Raw genomic sequence first — 14,383 nt, forward strand, 5'->3', positions numbered from 1 at the left:
GATGGTACTGCAGGGGGGACCCTGTGGGAGAGTAGGACGCCGCCGAACAATTTTTGGGAAAACCCCGCATCTTCGGATGCGGGGTTTTCTGCGTTCAGGGCCGCTTTTCAGGCTTTCGTTCTGCGCTTTCTCACGACGGCTGAACCAGCTTCGTGTCATAGGCCAGGATGACCGCCTGAATGCGATCGCGAGAGCCCGTCTTCGCGAGGATGCGGCCCACATGGGTCTTCACCGTCGATTCGGCGAGGTGCAGGCGCGTGGCTATCTCCGTGTTCGTCCAGCCCTGGCCGACGACCGTGAGGATCTCGCGTTCCCGGTCGGTGAGGGAAGCGATGCGGGGGTCCTCCTGGGTGCCGGCCTCCGCGGTGGGGTCGGACGGCAGGTGGTGGACGTAGGCGTCCAGGAGCCGACGGGTCAGGCTGGGGGCCACGACCGCTTCGCCGGTGGCCACCGCGCGGATGCCTGACAGGAGTTCCTCGGGCTGGGCGTCCTTCACGAGGAAGCCGGAGGCGCCCGCGCGCAGGCCCGCGTAGGCGTACTCGTCCAGGTCGAAGGTGGTGACGATCAGGATGCGCGTGCGATCGCCGGCGGCGGTGATGCGGCGGGTCGCCTCGATACCGTCCAGGCCGGGCATGCGGATGTCCATGAGGACGACGTCGGGGTGGAGCTCGGCGGCCATGCGGACCGCTTCGCTGCCGTTCGTCGCCTCGCCCACGACCGTCATGTCGTCCTGGCTCTCCAGGAGCATGCGGGAACCGAAGCGCTGGAGGGGCTGGTCGTCGGCGATCAGGACTGTGGTCACTGCGGGGATTCCTCCGGGAGGTGTAGACGGACGCACCAGCCCTGCTCGGGGTGCGGACGCGGGCCGGCCTCAAGTGTGCCGCCGTACAGGGCCGTTCGCTCGCGCATTCCGGGAAGCCCCCGGCCCCCACGGTCGCGGCCGGGGGCGTCGGCAGGGCGGCAGTGGCCGGTGTCCGTGATCGTGACGGTGACGGAGGCCTTCTCCTCGTAGGAGAGCTCTATCGCGGCGGTGGCGTGGGGGCCGCCGTGCTTGAGGGTGTTGGTGAGGGCTTCCTGGACGACGCGGTAGACGGTGAGCTGGCGGCCCGGGGGGAGCTCGGGGACGCCGTGGGCTATGACGCTGACGGGGAGCCCCGTGGAGCGGACGCCGTCGAGGAGCCGGTCGAGGTCGGTGAGACCCGGCTGGGGGGCCAGGTCGGGGTGGTTCTTCTCCTCCTCGCGCAGGACGTCGAGGAGGCGGCGCAGCTCGGTGAGGGCCTGCCGGCTGGTGGTGGCGATGGCGTCCAGGGCCTGGGCGGCACGCTCGGGGGACTTGGCGGCGGCGTACCGGCCGCCGTCGGCGAGGCCGGTGATGACGGAGAGGTTGTGGCCGATGATGTCGTGCATCTCGCGGGCGATGCGGGCGCGCTCGGCGGCGGTGGCCAGCTGGGCCTGCTGGTCGCGTTCGGTCTCCAGGCGGCGGGCCCGGTCCTCCAGGGCCTCCGTGTAGTCGCGGCGGGTGCGGACCGTGACGCCGATGAGGACGGCCACCGTGACGGACATCAGGTGGGAGCCGATCTGCTGGTCCCAGGTGCCCTCCCCGTGGCGGACGGCGGACACCAGGACCGGGCCGAGGACCAGGGCCGTCGCCCACCACAGCTCGCGCAGTGGGCGGCGCAGGGCGAGGTGGTAGACGAGGACCAGTTGGAGCAGGGCCGCCTGGAGGGCAGCGCCGGTCCAGGCGTTGGCGACGGCGAAGGGGATCGTGACGGCCAGGGCGGCCCCGGGGTGGGTGCGGCGCCGCACGAGGGGGACCGAGAGGCCGAGGCTCATGGTCAGGAGCAGCCAGCCGGGGACGTCGAGGCTGTGGGCGTTGTGGCGCCAGCCGCCGCCGGCGTAGTCGATCAGGGCGGCTGTCACCCAGAAGGCGGTGAAGTGCAGGTCCCACAGCAGCGGGTGGCGTCGGTCGAAGGCGCGCACCCTGCGGGTGAGGCGGTGGGCGTACTCGGTGAGGGGCTCCGGCGCCCGGTTTTCCGTCACGGGGTCCATCGTGGCGGTTCCGGTGCCGGGCGTCACACGTCCCGGCGGCGCAGGACCGCCGAGGCGAGCGTGAGGACGGCCGTCGTCCACAGGGCCATGGCCAGGAGGGCCGTGCCGGGTGTCGCCAGGCCGGGCGACGACTGCGCGGTGGTGAGGGCCTCCAGGGCCTTGCCGGGGAAGTAGCGGGCGGCGTCGTCGACGAACGCGTAGGGGAGTGCGGCCAGTACCTCCGGGAGGATCATGACGATGCCGATGAAGACGCCGATGGCCATCGGGACCGAGCGCAGCAGAGCGCCGATGCCGAGGGCGAGGACGGCGAGGAGGGTGAGTCCGGCCGCGTTGCCGACGAGGGCGCGAAGGACGCCGGGATCGCCGAAGGAGGCCGCCTGGTCGGTGCCGGTGAGGAAGGACTGGGCCAGGGGGAAGGTCAGGAGGTTCGTCGCCAGGGTGAGGGGGAGGGCGACCCCGGCCAGGACGGCGGCCTTGGACCACAGAACGGGCAGACGGCGGGGCACGGCCGTCATGGTGGCGCGGATCTGGCCCGTGGAGTACTCGCCGGCGGTGGCGAGGATGCCCAGCACGCCGAGGGTGATCTGGGCGAACTGGGTGCCGAGGAGGACGAAGAGGACCGTGTCCATGCCGTCCTCGCCCGTGCCGTCGTAGGCGGCGGCGAGGCCCACGCCCATCGCCGCGCTGACGGCGCTGGTGACGACGAGGGTGATCCAGGTGGAGCGCAGGGTCCAGAACTTGTGCCACTCGGAGCGCAGGACGCGAGCCGGGGTCACGCGGTGGGGGAGGGTTGCCGTGGTCATGCTGCCGCTCCTTGCGGGGTCGCCGGGTACTCCACCGCGTCGCGGGTGAGATCCATGAAGGCCTCTTCGAGGGAGGCGGAGCCGGGGGTCAATTCGTAGAGGGGGATGCCGTGGGCGGCTGCGGTGCGGCCGATGTGTTCGGCGTCCGTGCCGCGGACCTGGAGGGTGCCGGGGGCGTCGGTGGTGATGTCGACGCCGGGTGCGGTGAGGAGGTCGGCCAGGGCGGTGGCGTCCGGGGTGACGACCTTGGTGGCGCCCGCTCCGCAGTGGCGTACGAAGTCGGTGACCGTGGTGTCGGCGAGGAGGCGGCCGCGGCCGATGATGACCAGGTGCTCGGCGGTGAGGGCCATCTCGCTCATCAGATGGGAGGAGACGAGGACCGTGCGGCCTTCCGCGGCGAGGGACTTGAGCAGGTTGCGGATCCACAGCACGCCCTCCGGGTCGAGGCCGTTGACCGGCTCGTCGAGGATGAGGGTGGCGGGGTCGCCGAGGAGGGCGGCGGCGATGCCGAGGCGCTGTCCCATGCCGAGGGAGAAGCCTTTGACGCGGCGGTGGGCGACGTCGGTCAGGCCGGTGAGGCCGAGGACCTGCTCGACCCGGGTGCGGGGGATTCCGTGTGTGTGGGCGAGGGCGCGCAGGTGGTGGTAGGCGGTGCGGCCTGGGTGGACGGAGCGGGCCTCCAGCAGGGCGCCGACCTCGGTGAGGGGCGCGGGGTGGGCGGCATAGGCGCGGCCGCCGACGGTGGCGTGGCCGCGGGTGGGGGCGTCGAGGCCGAGGAGCATGCGCATGGTCGTGGACTTGCCGGCGCCGTTGGGGCCGAGGAAGCCGGTGACGGTGCCGGGGCGGACGGTGAAGGAGAGGTCCGTGACGACCGTCCGGTCGCCGTAGCGCTTGGTGAGTTCGTGTGCCGTCAGCATGCTTCGATGCTCGTGCGGGCGGGGGCGGCGGTCGTCGGACCGGCGGCGGTAATCGGGGTGAGCGGGGTCGTACCCGGGTACTACCGTGGCCCGCATGAGCTATGTGATCCGGTCCGTACGTGCCGATGAGTGGCCCGCGGCGAAGGAGCTGCGGCTGGTGGCGCTGCGGGACCCGGTGGCGCACCTGGCGTTCCTGGAGACGTACGAGGAGGCCGCGGCGCGGCCGGACTCCTTCTGGCAGGAGCGGACGGCGGGGGCCGCCGAGGGGGCGGACAAGGCGCAGCAGATCATCGCCGAGGGGCCGGACGGGCGGTGGGTGGGGACGCTGACCGTGCTCGTGGAGGAGCCCGGGACGACCGACTGGGCCGGGTTTCCGGTGGAGCGGAAGCAGGGGCACGTGGTCGGCGTGTTCGTACGGCCCGAGGAGCGCGGTAGCGGGCTGACCGAGGTGTTGTTCGACGCGGCCCTGGAGTGGTCGTGGGGGCGGGGTCTGGAGCGGGTGCGGCTCATCGTGCACGAGGAGAACGGGCGGGCGCAGCGGTTCTACCGGCGGGCGGGGTTCCTGCCGAGTGGGCTGACGGTGCCGCTGGGCGATGCCGGGGAGCGGGAGTTGGAGTTCGTCCTCGAGCGGGAGTGAAGGGGGCGGCGCGACGGTGCGCCGCGGGTCAGCGGACCGGCAGCTCGTCGTGCGGCCAGCGGGCGCGGCCCTGTTCGCGGGACCGGAGCAGGGCCAGGGCCGGCATGCCCCGGTCCGCTCCGGCGGCCAGCAGCTCCGGGAGCTGGGGAAGCGGGGCCACGGCCGCGACGTCGTCCAGGACGAGCGTCATTGGTGGGTCGAGGCGACCGGCCGATGACCGTTCGGCCATGTGCCGGCCGCGCTCGACCACGCTGGAGACGAGGGCCGTCAGGAAGGGCATCGCGCCCGGGTTCGTCCTGGGGTCCTCGATGGATTCCCCCACCACATAAAGCGTGCCCCCTTCGTGGACGAAGGAATCCAAGGCGAGGGCATCAGTTCGGTTGGGAGTGCAGGCCTCGCGGATGTTGATGGTGGAGAGGGCCGTGAGGGCACGGGTCGTCAGCTGCTGGGCCATGTCGCGGCGTTCGGGGTGGGCGGTGAGGGCGCCTTCGAGTTCGCCGGCGGAGCCGGGGGCGGCTTTGGGGCTGGTGCGGAGGATGCGTACGGCGTCCTGGATCTGGGTGCCCTGGGACCAGCGGTGGACGTGGCGGATGGTGCGGCCGTCGATGGCGGCGGCGTGCAGATAGCTCCGCAGGAGGGTGGTGGCCGTGTCGCTGAGCGCCTGGTCGAGTTTGGCGGTGGGGCGTACGGGGGTGAGGAGGGCGGTGGCCGTTGCCGCCGCGGTGCGGGGGTCCTCGCAGCCGGTGGTGGGGGACCAGTGGAGGCGGGACGGGGTGTTGCAGAGGTGGCTGGGGTCGTAGAGGTGGGTGGGGCCGAGTTTGGCTCTGGCGTCCTTGGTGTCCTGCCAGAGGAGGGGGTTCGACGTGACGACGAGGACTGGACCCTCCGCGTCGCGTACGGCCTGGGCGGCGGTGGTTCGGCGGGTTTCCCTCGGGGCTACGAGGATCTTCTCCCACCCGGCCAGCCGTTCCTGGGCGAAGAGAGGTGCCGGGGTCGCGGGGGTGATCGTCGGCTGGGGGGAGTCGTCCGGGGTCGCCGTGGAGTCCACGGGGCTCGCAGGGTCGGAGGGCGAGCGGCGCGGTGTCGGAACCTCGTGCTGCACAGCTGTGGACGCCTGTTCCGGCGCTGCCTGCACCTCGTGCGGCGTAGGTGCCGGCCGTTCCTCCTCCGCCGGGAACCTCTCGTCCCGGTTCCTGGCCCGGACGGCCCGCCAGCGGGCCAGGGTGCCCATCACGAACACCGTCAGGACGACCAGGATCATGAGCTGGCCGATGAACAGGCCCCAGAACAGGCCGTAGCCGGAGAGGTCGCCGGGGGGTGTGTCGGGCCAGGCGCCGGGAATGTCGTGGGGCTTGGCAATGAGGGCGCGCATGGCGAGGGGCGTGCGGGTGAAGGTGACGCCGGACGGCCAGGTGCCGTGGGCGAACCAGGCGGCGAGGCCGGTGGCCGTCCACACCAGCAGGGTCATGCCGAGGAGGAACGCGAGTATGCCGACCAGCAGGCCGTCGGGGATGCCTCCCTGGCCGTCCCGCCGGGTGTGGTGGTCGTCCGGTCTCACGTGTCCTCCTCTGCCGTCTACGCCACCGTCGATTCCGAGTCGCCCAGGTGGTGCTCCACGAAGGCCGCGGCCCGTTCCTCCGCTTCGAGTTCCGCGGCGTGCAGGGCGTCGTCCGCGAGGTCGGCGGACGCCTCGGTCATCGCGCGGTCGGTGAAGACCAGGGGGCGTTCGGTCTCGGTGACCAGGTGTTTGACGACCTGGACGTTGCCGTTGACGTCCCAGACGGCGATGCCGGGGGTGAGCGTCGGGATGATCTCCACGGCCCAGCGGGGCAGGCCGAGGACCCGGCCGGTGGCCCTCGCCTCGTCGGCTTTCTGGGCGTAGATCGTCCTGGTGGAGGCCATCTTGAGGATGGCTGCCGCTTCCTTGGCGGCGGCGCCGTCGACGACGTCGGACAGGTGGTGGACCACGGCCACGAAGGACAGGCCGAGGCGTCGGCCGAACTTCAGCAGGCGCTGGAACAGCTGGGCGACGAAGGGGCTGTTGATGATGTGCCAGGCCTCCTCGACCAGGAAGATGCGCTTCTTCCGGTCGGGGCGGATCCAGGTGTGCTCCAGCCACACGCCGACGATCGCCATGAGGATGGGCATGGCGATGGAGTTGCGGTCGATGTGGGACAGGTCGAAGACGATCAGGGGGGCGTCGAGGTCGATGCCGACCGTCGTCGGGCCGTCGAACATGCCGCGCAGGTCACCGTCGACGAGGCGGTCCAGGACCAGGGCGACGTCGAGGCCCCAGGCCCGTACGTCGTCTATGGCGACGTTCATCGCCTCGGCCGACTCGGGTTCGGGGTGGCGCAGTTGTTCGACGATGTCGGTCAGGACGGGCTGGCGGTCGACGATGGTCTCGTTGACGTAGGCGTGGGCGACCTTGAGGGCGAAGCCGGAACGCTCGTCCAGGCCGTGGCCCATGGCGACCTCGATGATCGTCCGGAGCAGCGCGAGCTGGCCGGTGGTGGTGATCGCGGGGTCGAGAGGGTTGAGGCGGATACCCATGTCCAGGGCCGCCATCGGGTCCAGGCGGATGGGAGTTATGCCCAGCTCCTGCGCGATGAGGTTCCACTCGCCGACGCCGTCCTCGCCCTGGGCGTCCAGGACGACGACCTGGCGGTCGCGGAAGCGGAGCTGGCGCAGGACGTACGTCTTCTCCAGCGCCGACTTGCCGTTGCCTGACTCGCCGAGGACCAGCCAGTGGGGGGCCGGGAGCTGCTGGCCGTAGAGCTGGAAGGGGTCGTAGATGTAGCCCTTTCCGGAGTACACCTCGCGGCCGATGATGACGCCGGAGTCGCCGAGGCCGGGGGCGGCGGTCGGGAGGTAGACCGCCTGGGCCTGGCCCGTGGACGTGCGCACCGGGAGCCTGGTCGTCTCGACCTTCCCGAAGAGGAAGGAGGTGAAGGCGTCGGTGAGGACGGACAGCGGGTCCCGCATCAGGTCCTACCTCCGAATGCCGGTGGCGAAGGGAAGGGTGTTCACGAAGGCGCGGTGGTGCTCGCGGTCGCACCATTCCAGCTTGAGGTACGACTTTCCGGCCGAGGCTCTGATCGTCCGCTTGTCGCGGGCCAGGGCGTCGGGGTTGCGGGAGCTGACGGTGATGTAGCCGACGAGGTTGACGCCGGCGGCGCCGCTGGCGAGGTCCTCGCCGCGCTGGTCGAGCCGGGAGTGCGCGGCGACGTCGCGTGGGTCGACGGTGCGGTTCATCTTGGCCGCGCGGGACGCCTCGGCCTCGTCGTTGGTCTTCTCGGTGAGCATGCGCTCGATGGCGACCTCGGTGGGTTCGAGGTCCATGGTGACGGCGACCGTGCGGATGACGTCCGGGGTGTGGACGAGCAGCGGGGCGAGGAAGTTGACGCCGACGGGGGTCATCGGCCACTCCTTCACCCAGGCGGTGGCGTGGCACCAGGGGGCGCGGGTGGAGGACTCGCGGGTCTTGGCCTGGAGGTAGGTGGGCTCCACGGCGTCCAGTTCGGCCGGCCAGGCGTTGCGCTTGGTCATCGCCTGGATGTGGTCGATGGGGTGGTCCGGGTCGTACATGGAGTGGATCAGCGAGGACAGCCGCCCCTGACCGAGGGGCTGCCGGACGCGGATGTCGGCCTCCTGGAGGCGCGAGCAGATGTCGGTGAGCTCGCGGGCCATGACGACGGCGAGCCCGGCGTCCCGGTCGACCTTGCCGCCGTGGGCGCGGGCGGCCCGGGCCATGGCGTTGGCCTCGGCGGCGAGGTCGCGCGTGTAGTGCATGCAGGCGACGAGGTAGGCGCGGTGCTGCTCGCTGCTGGTGGACACCATCGACTGGAGCTGGTCGTAGGACTCCTGGAGCCACGGCAGGGCCTTGTCGTCGCCACGGACGGCGACGTCCTTGGCGTGGGCGTCCGGGTCGGCCGGGAGGGTGCGGGCCAGCATCTGCAGGCGGGTGACGAAGCCGTCGCCGTTGGCCACGTGCTTGAGCAGGGTGCCGAAGCGGTCGACGAGGGCTTCCTGGTCCTCGCTGTCGCGCAGACCGACGCCGGGGCCCTCGATCTCGATGGCGGCGGTGACGGTCTTGCGGTCGGCGTGCAGGAGCACGGCGATCTCGTCGGGGCCGAAGGGGGCGGCCAGCCAGGTGATGCGGCCGATGCCGGGGGGCGGGCCGACCTCGATCTCCTTGCCGTCCAGCCGGGTGCCGGCCTCGATGGCGGTGGAGCGGTAGGTGGTGCCCTGTTTGAGGGTCCGCTTGTAGCTGCGGTTGATCTCGAACCACTTGTAGAAGGTGCGGTGCTTGTACGGCACGTACACCGCGGCCAGCGCCAGCATCGGGAACCCGGCGAGCAGCACGATGCGCAGCGACAGGACCGGGACGAGGAGTCCGCACATCATGCCGAGGAACGCGCCCACGACGATCAGGGCGATCTCGCCGGTCTCGCGGTTGCGTCCGATGATCGCGTTCGGCCGGGCGCGGCCGATCAGATATGTCCGGCGGGGCGTGACCGGATGGGACACGTGGGACTCGGTCGTCAACGCCCTTCACCTCCCGTGCGGTTGGTACTGCTGTTGCGGGTGTTGCTGGCGTGGGGAGTGTTGACGGGGCTGCTCGAACGTGGGGCGGGTGCGGCGGAGGGGACGGATCCGCCGCCGCCGGTCGAGGGGCGCGCGCTGTGCGCGGCGACTCCGCCGGAGGCGGGGTTGCTGGGGCGGGGTGCGGTGGACTGGCTGCCTCCGCCGTTGTTGTCGGCGCGGGAGCTGTGGGTCTTGATGCCCTGCGCGACGAGGGTGGCCGGGGAACTGATGACCGCGGCGGCCTTGCTTTCGGCGCCCTGCATGAGGCGGTTGTTGCGGGAGCCGGCGATCTCGTCGCCGAAGCCGGGGACGAAGCGGTAGATCATCGCGCTGGCGAAGATGGCGAGCAGGATGATGGCGAGGCCGGAGACGACCGCGGAGAAGGCGTTCGGGCCGTCGTCGGCGGAGAGTGCGCCGGCGAGGCCGAGGACGATGACGATCACCGGCTTGATCAGGATGACCGCGATCATGATGCCGGCCCAGCGGCGGACGTGGCCCCACAGGTTCTTGTCGACGAGGCCGGCGTAGACGACGGTGCCGAGGAGGGCGCCGACGTAGAGGAGGGCGGCCCTGATGACGAGCTCCAGCCAGAGGACTCCGGCGGCGAGGATGCTGACCAGGGAGACGACGATCAGCATGATCGGGCCGCCGCCGATGTCCTCGCCCTTCTTGAGGGCTTCGGAGAAGGTGCCGAAGAAGGCGTCGGTCTGGTCGCCGGTGGCTTTGGCCAGGACCTCGGTGATGCCGTCGGTGGCCGAGACGACGGTGTAGAGGATGAGCGGGGTGAAGGCGGAGGCCAGGACGGTCAGCCAGAGGAAGCCGATGGCTTCGGACAGGGCGGTGGTCAGGGGGACGCCGCGGACGGCTCGTTTGGCGACGGCCAGGAGCCAGAGCAGGAGCGTGAGGACCGTCGAGGCGGCGAAGACGACGGCGTACTGCTGGAGGAACTTGGGGTTGGTGAAGTCGACGTTGGCGGTCTCCTTCACGGCGTCGCTGAGCTTGTCGACGGTCCAGGAGGCGGCGTCGGCACAGCCCTTGGCGAGGGAGGAGAGGGGGTCGAGGGTGGAGGTCGGGTCGAGCCGGGAGGTACCACCGCCGCCGCTGGACCCAGTGCCCTCTTCACAGTACTTTCTGGCCGGAGGAGCGATCAACGAGCAGTCGCCGCTGTCACTCGGCTTCGGTGTGGGAGCGGCCAGGGCCCGCGCGGCGAAGAGCATGGTCGACGCCTGCGCGGCGGCAACGAGACCAACGAGCCTGAGTACGCGGTGCGAGCTACCGGGCATATGTGAACCCTCCGTACTCCTCGACGGTCTTTGCCATCTCTTCGGCGCTGGAGGCTCTGTCATCACCGGGCACGGGGGCCGGACCGTCCTTCTGCGAGTGCGTCACGATCTTCCAGTCACCGTTGGACCATTCGAGTTGCATAGTGATGGTGAACCAACTGTTGGTGACCGGGGTCGTGGAGTTCTCGCCCGCGAGGCCCAGGAGACCGCTGCACCAAACGTCGACGTTCGCGGCGGTGGAGGAGTATTCGGTGACCTTGGTGCCGATCGGGCTGGTACGGGAGACGAATGTGACGCCCTTGGGTGCCGAGCCGTCTTCGTTCAGACCGATGTTCTTGTTGAACTCCGAGGTGTACGCCTTGTTCAGTTTCCTCTCGAAGTCGGCCACTCGGGAAGGAGCGATGATGGCCTGCAGAAGGGCATCACGCTTGGCCTTGTCGAACATGTCGGCAGAGCCCAGCACCACGGCGTAGTTCGCCGCGGCGCTCTGTGCTCCCTCCCGGTCCTGGGCGAAGCCGGAGGGGATGCCGTTGGCCGACTTGGACTTGACGGGGCGTTGGCCGGAGGGGGCCGTTGCCGATGATTCCGGTTTGCCCGAGGAGTCGTCCGCCGAGGAGGACGTGTCGCCGCCCCCCCGATTGGCGAAAGCGATCGCTGCGATCAGGAGGACCACCACGCCGACCACCGTGACCAGGCTGCGGGACGAGGTGCGGCGGCGGGGGTCGCCGAAGGCGTCGCCGGGGTCGGGCAGGCGGGTGCGGGTCTGGCCCGTGCCGGCGTAGCCGCCGGAGGACTCGTGGTCGTCACCGAGACTCATGCCGCGTACGCCCCCTCGACGTCGTGCGGAAACACTTCGTACCGGTCGTACTTCTCATACTCCTCGTACGACGGTAGCCGTGCTGGTTCCCGCGCGGGCGCGGTGTGGTGACTCGACATCAGGGAAACGCAACCTCAGCCGGTGGGCACGACGGGCGGGTGGGGTGGAGGGGAGGGGAGCGAACCGGGCGTCCCGGCGGGCGCAGGGGTGCCCGGGCTACACGGCCATGCCGTACACGATCGTGAAGAGGGTGCCGAGGGAGCCGATGATGAAGACCCCTGTGAGGCCCGCGATGATGAGGCCCTTGCCCTGTTCCGCGCTGAAGGTGTCGCGCAGGGCGGTGGCTCCGATGCGCTGCTTGGCGGCGCCCCAGATGGCGATGCCGAGGCAGAGCAGGATGGCCACCGCCATCACGACCTCGATCATCACCTTCGCCTCGTTGCCCAGGCTGCCGAAGGGGCCCCAGTCCGGAGCGATCCCGCCGATGATGGTGTTGATGTCTCCCTTGTCGGCCGCAAAGAGCATGTAAGTCACCGCCCCCTGTTGGGTAGTTCCGCATCCTCTGCGGTCGTGCAGAGGTCAGGCCTCATTGTCGCCGACAATGAGGCTGTCGGATGTCGACTTGGCGTCATTGATTGGCGGGTTTCGTACGAATACCTTGCCACCGTTCCGCTCCGGCCCCTAGGGGAGGTGACGGGCGATGCACGAAGGATCGTATGGTCACTCTGTGTATCACGGCAGGTCACGCCGGGCAATGAGGCCTGAGCGGAACCTGATGTGCGGTTCCGTCGTTGTGCTGCTCTTGCGGCCTTTCCCACCTTCACAGGCTGTTTCTGACGGCTGGTCGGGTGAGTGGTCGCGCCGGTGTTCTCCGGGTGAAGGCTACCCGGCGCGGCGAAGGGGCCGTGGCTGGGATGCCAGCGGCCCCGGAGGGACTCGGGGCCTTCACCGGCTGACGCACTTCCCTTCTGGTGACAGTCAGTCACCGGGAGGGCGCCGCCGTCCGGTGCCGTGAGGGCCCGGGACGGCTGGGAGGCGAAGGGGCCGCGGTGACGTCGTTCAGGGCGGTGGTATTCGCGGAGGGGAACCGGAGCCGGCGGACGGGGTGACGGCGGACGGGTCCAGGACGCCGTCGCGGCTGTACGGGCGGGCGGTGGGGAGAACGTGACGGGTCGTGAACCCGTGCGCCGGGCCGGGCCCTGGGTGCTCTCGCCGTGCTGTCCGTGCCGTGCCCGTCGCGCCGGGTGCCCCGACTCTCCTGCTCGTGATCATTCCCGGGCGTGGCGGCCGCCTCTACACTGGCCGACGGACTCCTGGGCGGCGAGGGGCGGTTGACGGTGCGTAAGGCATGGATCGTGGCGAGTGTTGCGATCAGTTCCGCGCTGGCCTTCGTGATGCTGCTCGTCGTCGGGGTCTATCTCGTCGCCGGGAACCTGGTCAACGGCGTGGGAGGCGGGGCGAAATCGCTGGCCAAGGGGTCGGTGCCCGCCGCGTACGCCGCCCTCGTGTCGAAGTGGGGCAACCTCTGCCCCGCCATCAGCCCGGCCCTGCTCGCCGCCCAGCTGTACCAGGAGAGCGGCTTCAACCCCAGAGCCCAGAGCCAGGCCGCGGCGCAGGGCATAGCGCAGTTCATCCCCGGCACCTGGGCCAGTCACGGCATCGACGGTGACGGTGACGGCGACCGTGACGTGTGGGATCCGAAGGACGCGATTCCGTCGGCCGCCTCCTACGACTGCGAACTCGCCTCCTACGTGAAGAAGGTTGGCGGGAATCCGACCGCGAACATGCTGGCCGCCTACAACGCCGGGGCGTACGCGGTGATCAAGTACGGGGGCGTGCCGCCGTACAGCGAGACCCGGAACTACGTGAAGCGGATCACGACGCTCTCCGAGAGCTTCGAGGCTCCGGTCGGGCGGGTCGATCCCTCCGAGCAGGCCGCCGCCGCGATCGAGTACGCGCAGAAGAAGCTCGGCACGCCCTATCTGTGGGGCGGCACCGGCACCGCTGAACAGGGCGGACGCTTCGACTGCTCGGGCCTGACCCAGGCCGCTTACGAGACCGTGGGCATCAAGCTCCCGCGTGTGGCCAACGACCAGTACAACGCCGGTCCGCACCCCTCTCGGGACGAATTGCTCCCCGGCGATCTGGTGTTCTTCTCGGACGACCTCACCAATTCCCGCGCCATCCGGCATGTCGGCATTTACGTCGGAGGCGGGTACATGATCGACGCGCCCCGGACCGGTGCCGTCATCCGATTCGACCCGATCGACACGCCCGACTACTTCGGAGCCACCCGCGTCACCGAAGATGGCGCGAAAGCACTGCCCACGACGGTGTAAACCGTGTGTGAACCCACCCCCTGAGCTGCGAAGACTTATCTCTCTTCGATAACGTCTGCGTGATCATTCGGTGGAGTGTGGAACGTATCAACGGGGACCATGCGTTCCTGTTGACGTAGCCGAGCAGACGTCCATTCGGTACGCGTCACGCATGCGTGCGGCGGAAGCGGATCTACAACCACGGGGGTGGCAGCAGCGGCGCACGCACGGGTGCGCCGGCACAGACGACGAAGGGGCCGCAGCACCATGGCTGGACTCGCCGAATCCGGGTCGAACCCCGACGTCGACCTGCTGTACGACATCAATGGCCTGGCCAAGGACGCGCCGGCCTGGTCGGACCGCGTCATGGAGTACGTCGGTGAGTACGGGCTGCTGCTCGGCATCGTCCTGCTCGTGGTGTGGTGCTGGTGGTCGGTGCGGCGGCGCGGCGGCGAGGACGCGGCGTCGACCGTCGCGGCCCTGGTCTGGGCGCCGTTGGCGGCCGGCATCGCGGTGCTGGTGAATGTGCCCATCCGGGGGTTCGTGGAGCGGCCGAGGCCGTTCCTGGACCACCAGGGGCTCGAGGTGCTGGTCCAGGGCAAGACCGACTACTCGTTCGTCAGCGACCACGCCACGATCGTCATGGCGATGGCGGTCGGACTGTTCGTCGCCCACCGCAAGTACGGTCTCGTCGCCCTCGTACTGGCGTTGTTCGGCGGGTTCATCCGCGTCTACATGGGCGTGCACTATCCGACCGACGTCGTGGGCGGGTTCGCGCTGGGCACCGCCGTGGCACTGCTGCTGTCGCCGCTCGCCATGGCTCTGCTGACGCCGCTGGTGAAGGCCGTCGAGCGCTCGCCCCGGGTGGGATGGCTCGTGCGCGGCAGAGGGCGTGCCGAAGGGGAGGACACGGTGATCCCCGAGACGCGCAGCGAGCGTCCCTCGGAGCGGGACCTCGCCGCGTAGCGGCAC

The 14,383-nt window shown here is 70.2% G+C and carries 13 protein-coding genes; 3 read left to right on the forward strand and 10 right to left on the reverse strand.

Annotated features, from left to right (window positions below; all coding sequences use genetic code 11):
* Positions 1-130 precede the first annotated feature (130 nt).
* Genes ACIQU3_RS12425 through ACIQU3_RS12440 form a run of 4 tightly spaced genes read right to left on the reverse strand, consistent with a single transcriptional unit; the run spans position 131 to position 3,769 of the window.
* Complete coding sequence (locus ACIQU3_RS12425) at positions 131-802, reverse strand: response regulator (protein WP_403743859.1); 672 nt, start codon at positions 800-802, stop codon at positions 131-133.
* Positions 799-2,049 (reverse strand): sensor histidine kinase, encoded by a 1,251-nt coding sequence (locus tag ACIQU3_RS12430; protein WP_403924730.1) that lies wholly within the window; start codon positions 2,047-2,049, stop codon positions 799-801. Before ACIQU3_RS12430 ends, ACIQU3_RS12425 begins: the two co-directional genes overlap by 4 nt.
* A 23-nt stretch (positions 2,050-2,072) precedes the next feature.
* On the reverse strand, positions 2,073-2,852 hold the full coding sequence (locus tag ACIQU3_RS12435) for an ABC transporter permease (RefSeq protein WP_403924733.1): 780 nt from the start codon (positions 2,850-2,852) through the stop codon (positions 2,073-2,075).
* Positions 2,849-3,769: an ABC transporter ATP-binding protein gene (locus tag ACIQU3_RS12440; protein WP_403743853.1), complete on the reverse strand. Its 921-nt coding sequence runs from the start codon at positions 3,767-3,769 to the stop codon at positions 2,849-2,851. The genes ACIQU3_RS12435 and ACIQU3_RS12440 overlap by 4 nt, the downstream gene beginning before the upstream one ends.
* 94 nt (positions 3,770-3,863) lie before the next feature.
* Here ACIQU3_RS12440 and ACIQU3_RS12445 point away from each other — a divergent pair, with 94 nt between their 5' ends.
* Positions 3,864-4,406, forward strand: a complete 543-nt coding sequence (locus ACIQU3_RS12445) for a GNAT family N-acetyltransferase (protein ID WP_366710676.1) — start codon at positions 3,864-3,866, stop codon at positions 4,404-4,406.
* 28 nt (positions 4,407-4,434) lie between these two features.
* On the opposite strand, the gene ACIQU3_RS12450 is transcribed toward ACIQU3_RS12445, so the two are convergent.
* From ACIQU3_RS12450 to ACIQU3_RS12475, 6 genes are all read right to left on the reverse strand, one after another.
* A complete protein-coding gene (locus ACIQU3_RS12450) occupies positions 4,435-5,964 on the reverse strand; it encodes a type VI secretion protein (RefSeq protein ID WP_403924736.1) in 1,530 nt (509 codons plus the stop codon).
* Positions 5,965-5,981: 17 nt separating this feature from the next.
* Positions 5,982-7,391: an ATP-binding protein gene (locus ACIQU3_RS12455; protein ID WP_403743847.1), complete on the reverse strand. Its 1,410-nt coding sequence runs from the start codon at positions 7,389-7,391 to the stop codon at positions 5,982-5,984.
* Positions 7,392-7,397: 6 nt separating this feature from the next.
* Positions 7,398-8,954: an SCO6880 family protein gene (locus ACIQU3_RS12460; protein ID WP_403743843.1), complete on the reverse strand. Its 1,557-nt coding sequence runs from the start codon at positions 8,952-8,954 to the stop codon at positions 7,398-7,400.
* Positions 8,951-10,276 carry a hypothetical protein gene (locus ACIQU3_RS12465; RefSeq protein WP_403924739.1) on the reverse strand — a complete coding sequence of 442 codons (1,326 nt, stop codon included), beginning with the start codon at positions 10,274-10,276 and terminating at the stop codon, positions 8,951-8,953. The genes ACIQU3_RS12460 and ACIQU3_RS12465 overlap by 4 nt, the downstream gene beginning before the upstream one ends.
* Entirely contained in the window at positions 10,266-11,093 is an 828-nt protein-coding gene (locus ACIQU3_RS12470; RefSeq protein ID WP_403924742.1) for a hypothetical protein, read from the reverse strand. Before ACIQU3_RS12470 ends, ACIQU3_RS12465 begins: the two co-directional genes overlap by 11 nt.
* Positions 11,094-11,309: 216 nt before the next feature.
* Positions 11,310-11,618, reverse strand: a complete 309-nt coding sequence (locus tag ACIQU3_RS12475) for a hypothetical protein (RefSeq protein ID WP_003991275.1) — start codon at positions 11,616-11,618, stop codon at positions 11,310-11,312.
* 812 nt (positions 11,619-12,430) lie between these two features.
* Between ACIQU3_RS12475 and ACIQU3_RS12480 the strand changes: the two genes are divergently transcribed.
* A complete protein-coding gene (locus ACIQU3_RS12480) occupies positions 12,431-13,432 on the forward strand; it encodes an NlpC/P60 family protein (protein ID WP_403743835.1) in 1,002 nt (333 codons plus the stop codon).
* 246 nt (positions 13,433-13,678) lie between these two features.
* A complete protein-coding gene (locus ACIQU3_RS12485; protein WP_403743833.1) occupies positions 13,679-14,377 on the forward strand; it encodes a phosphatase PAP2 family protein in 699 nt (232 codons plus the stop codon).
* Positions 14,378-14,383 lie beyond the last annotated feature (6 nt).

This window comes from Streptomyces sp. NPDC101110 (genome assembly GCF_044759525.1).
Taxonomy (GTDB): domain Bacteria; phylum Actinomycetota; class Actinomycetes; order Streptomycetales; family Streptomycetaceae; genus Streptomyces.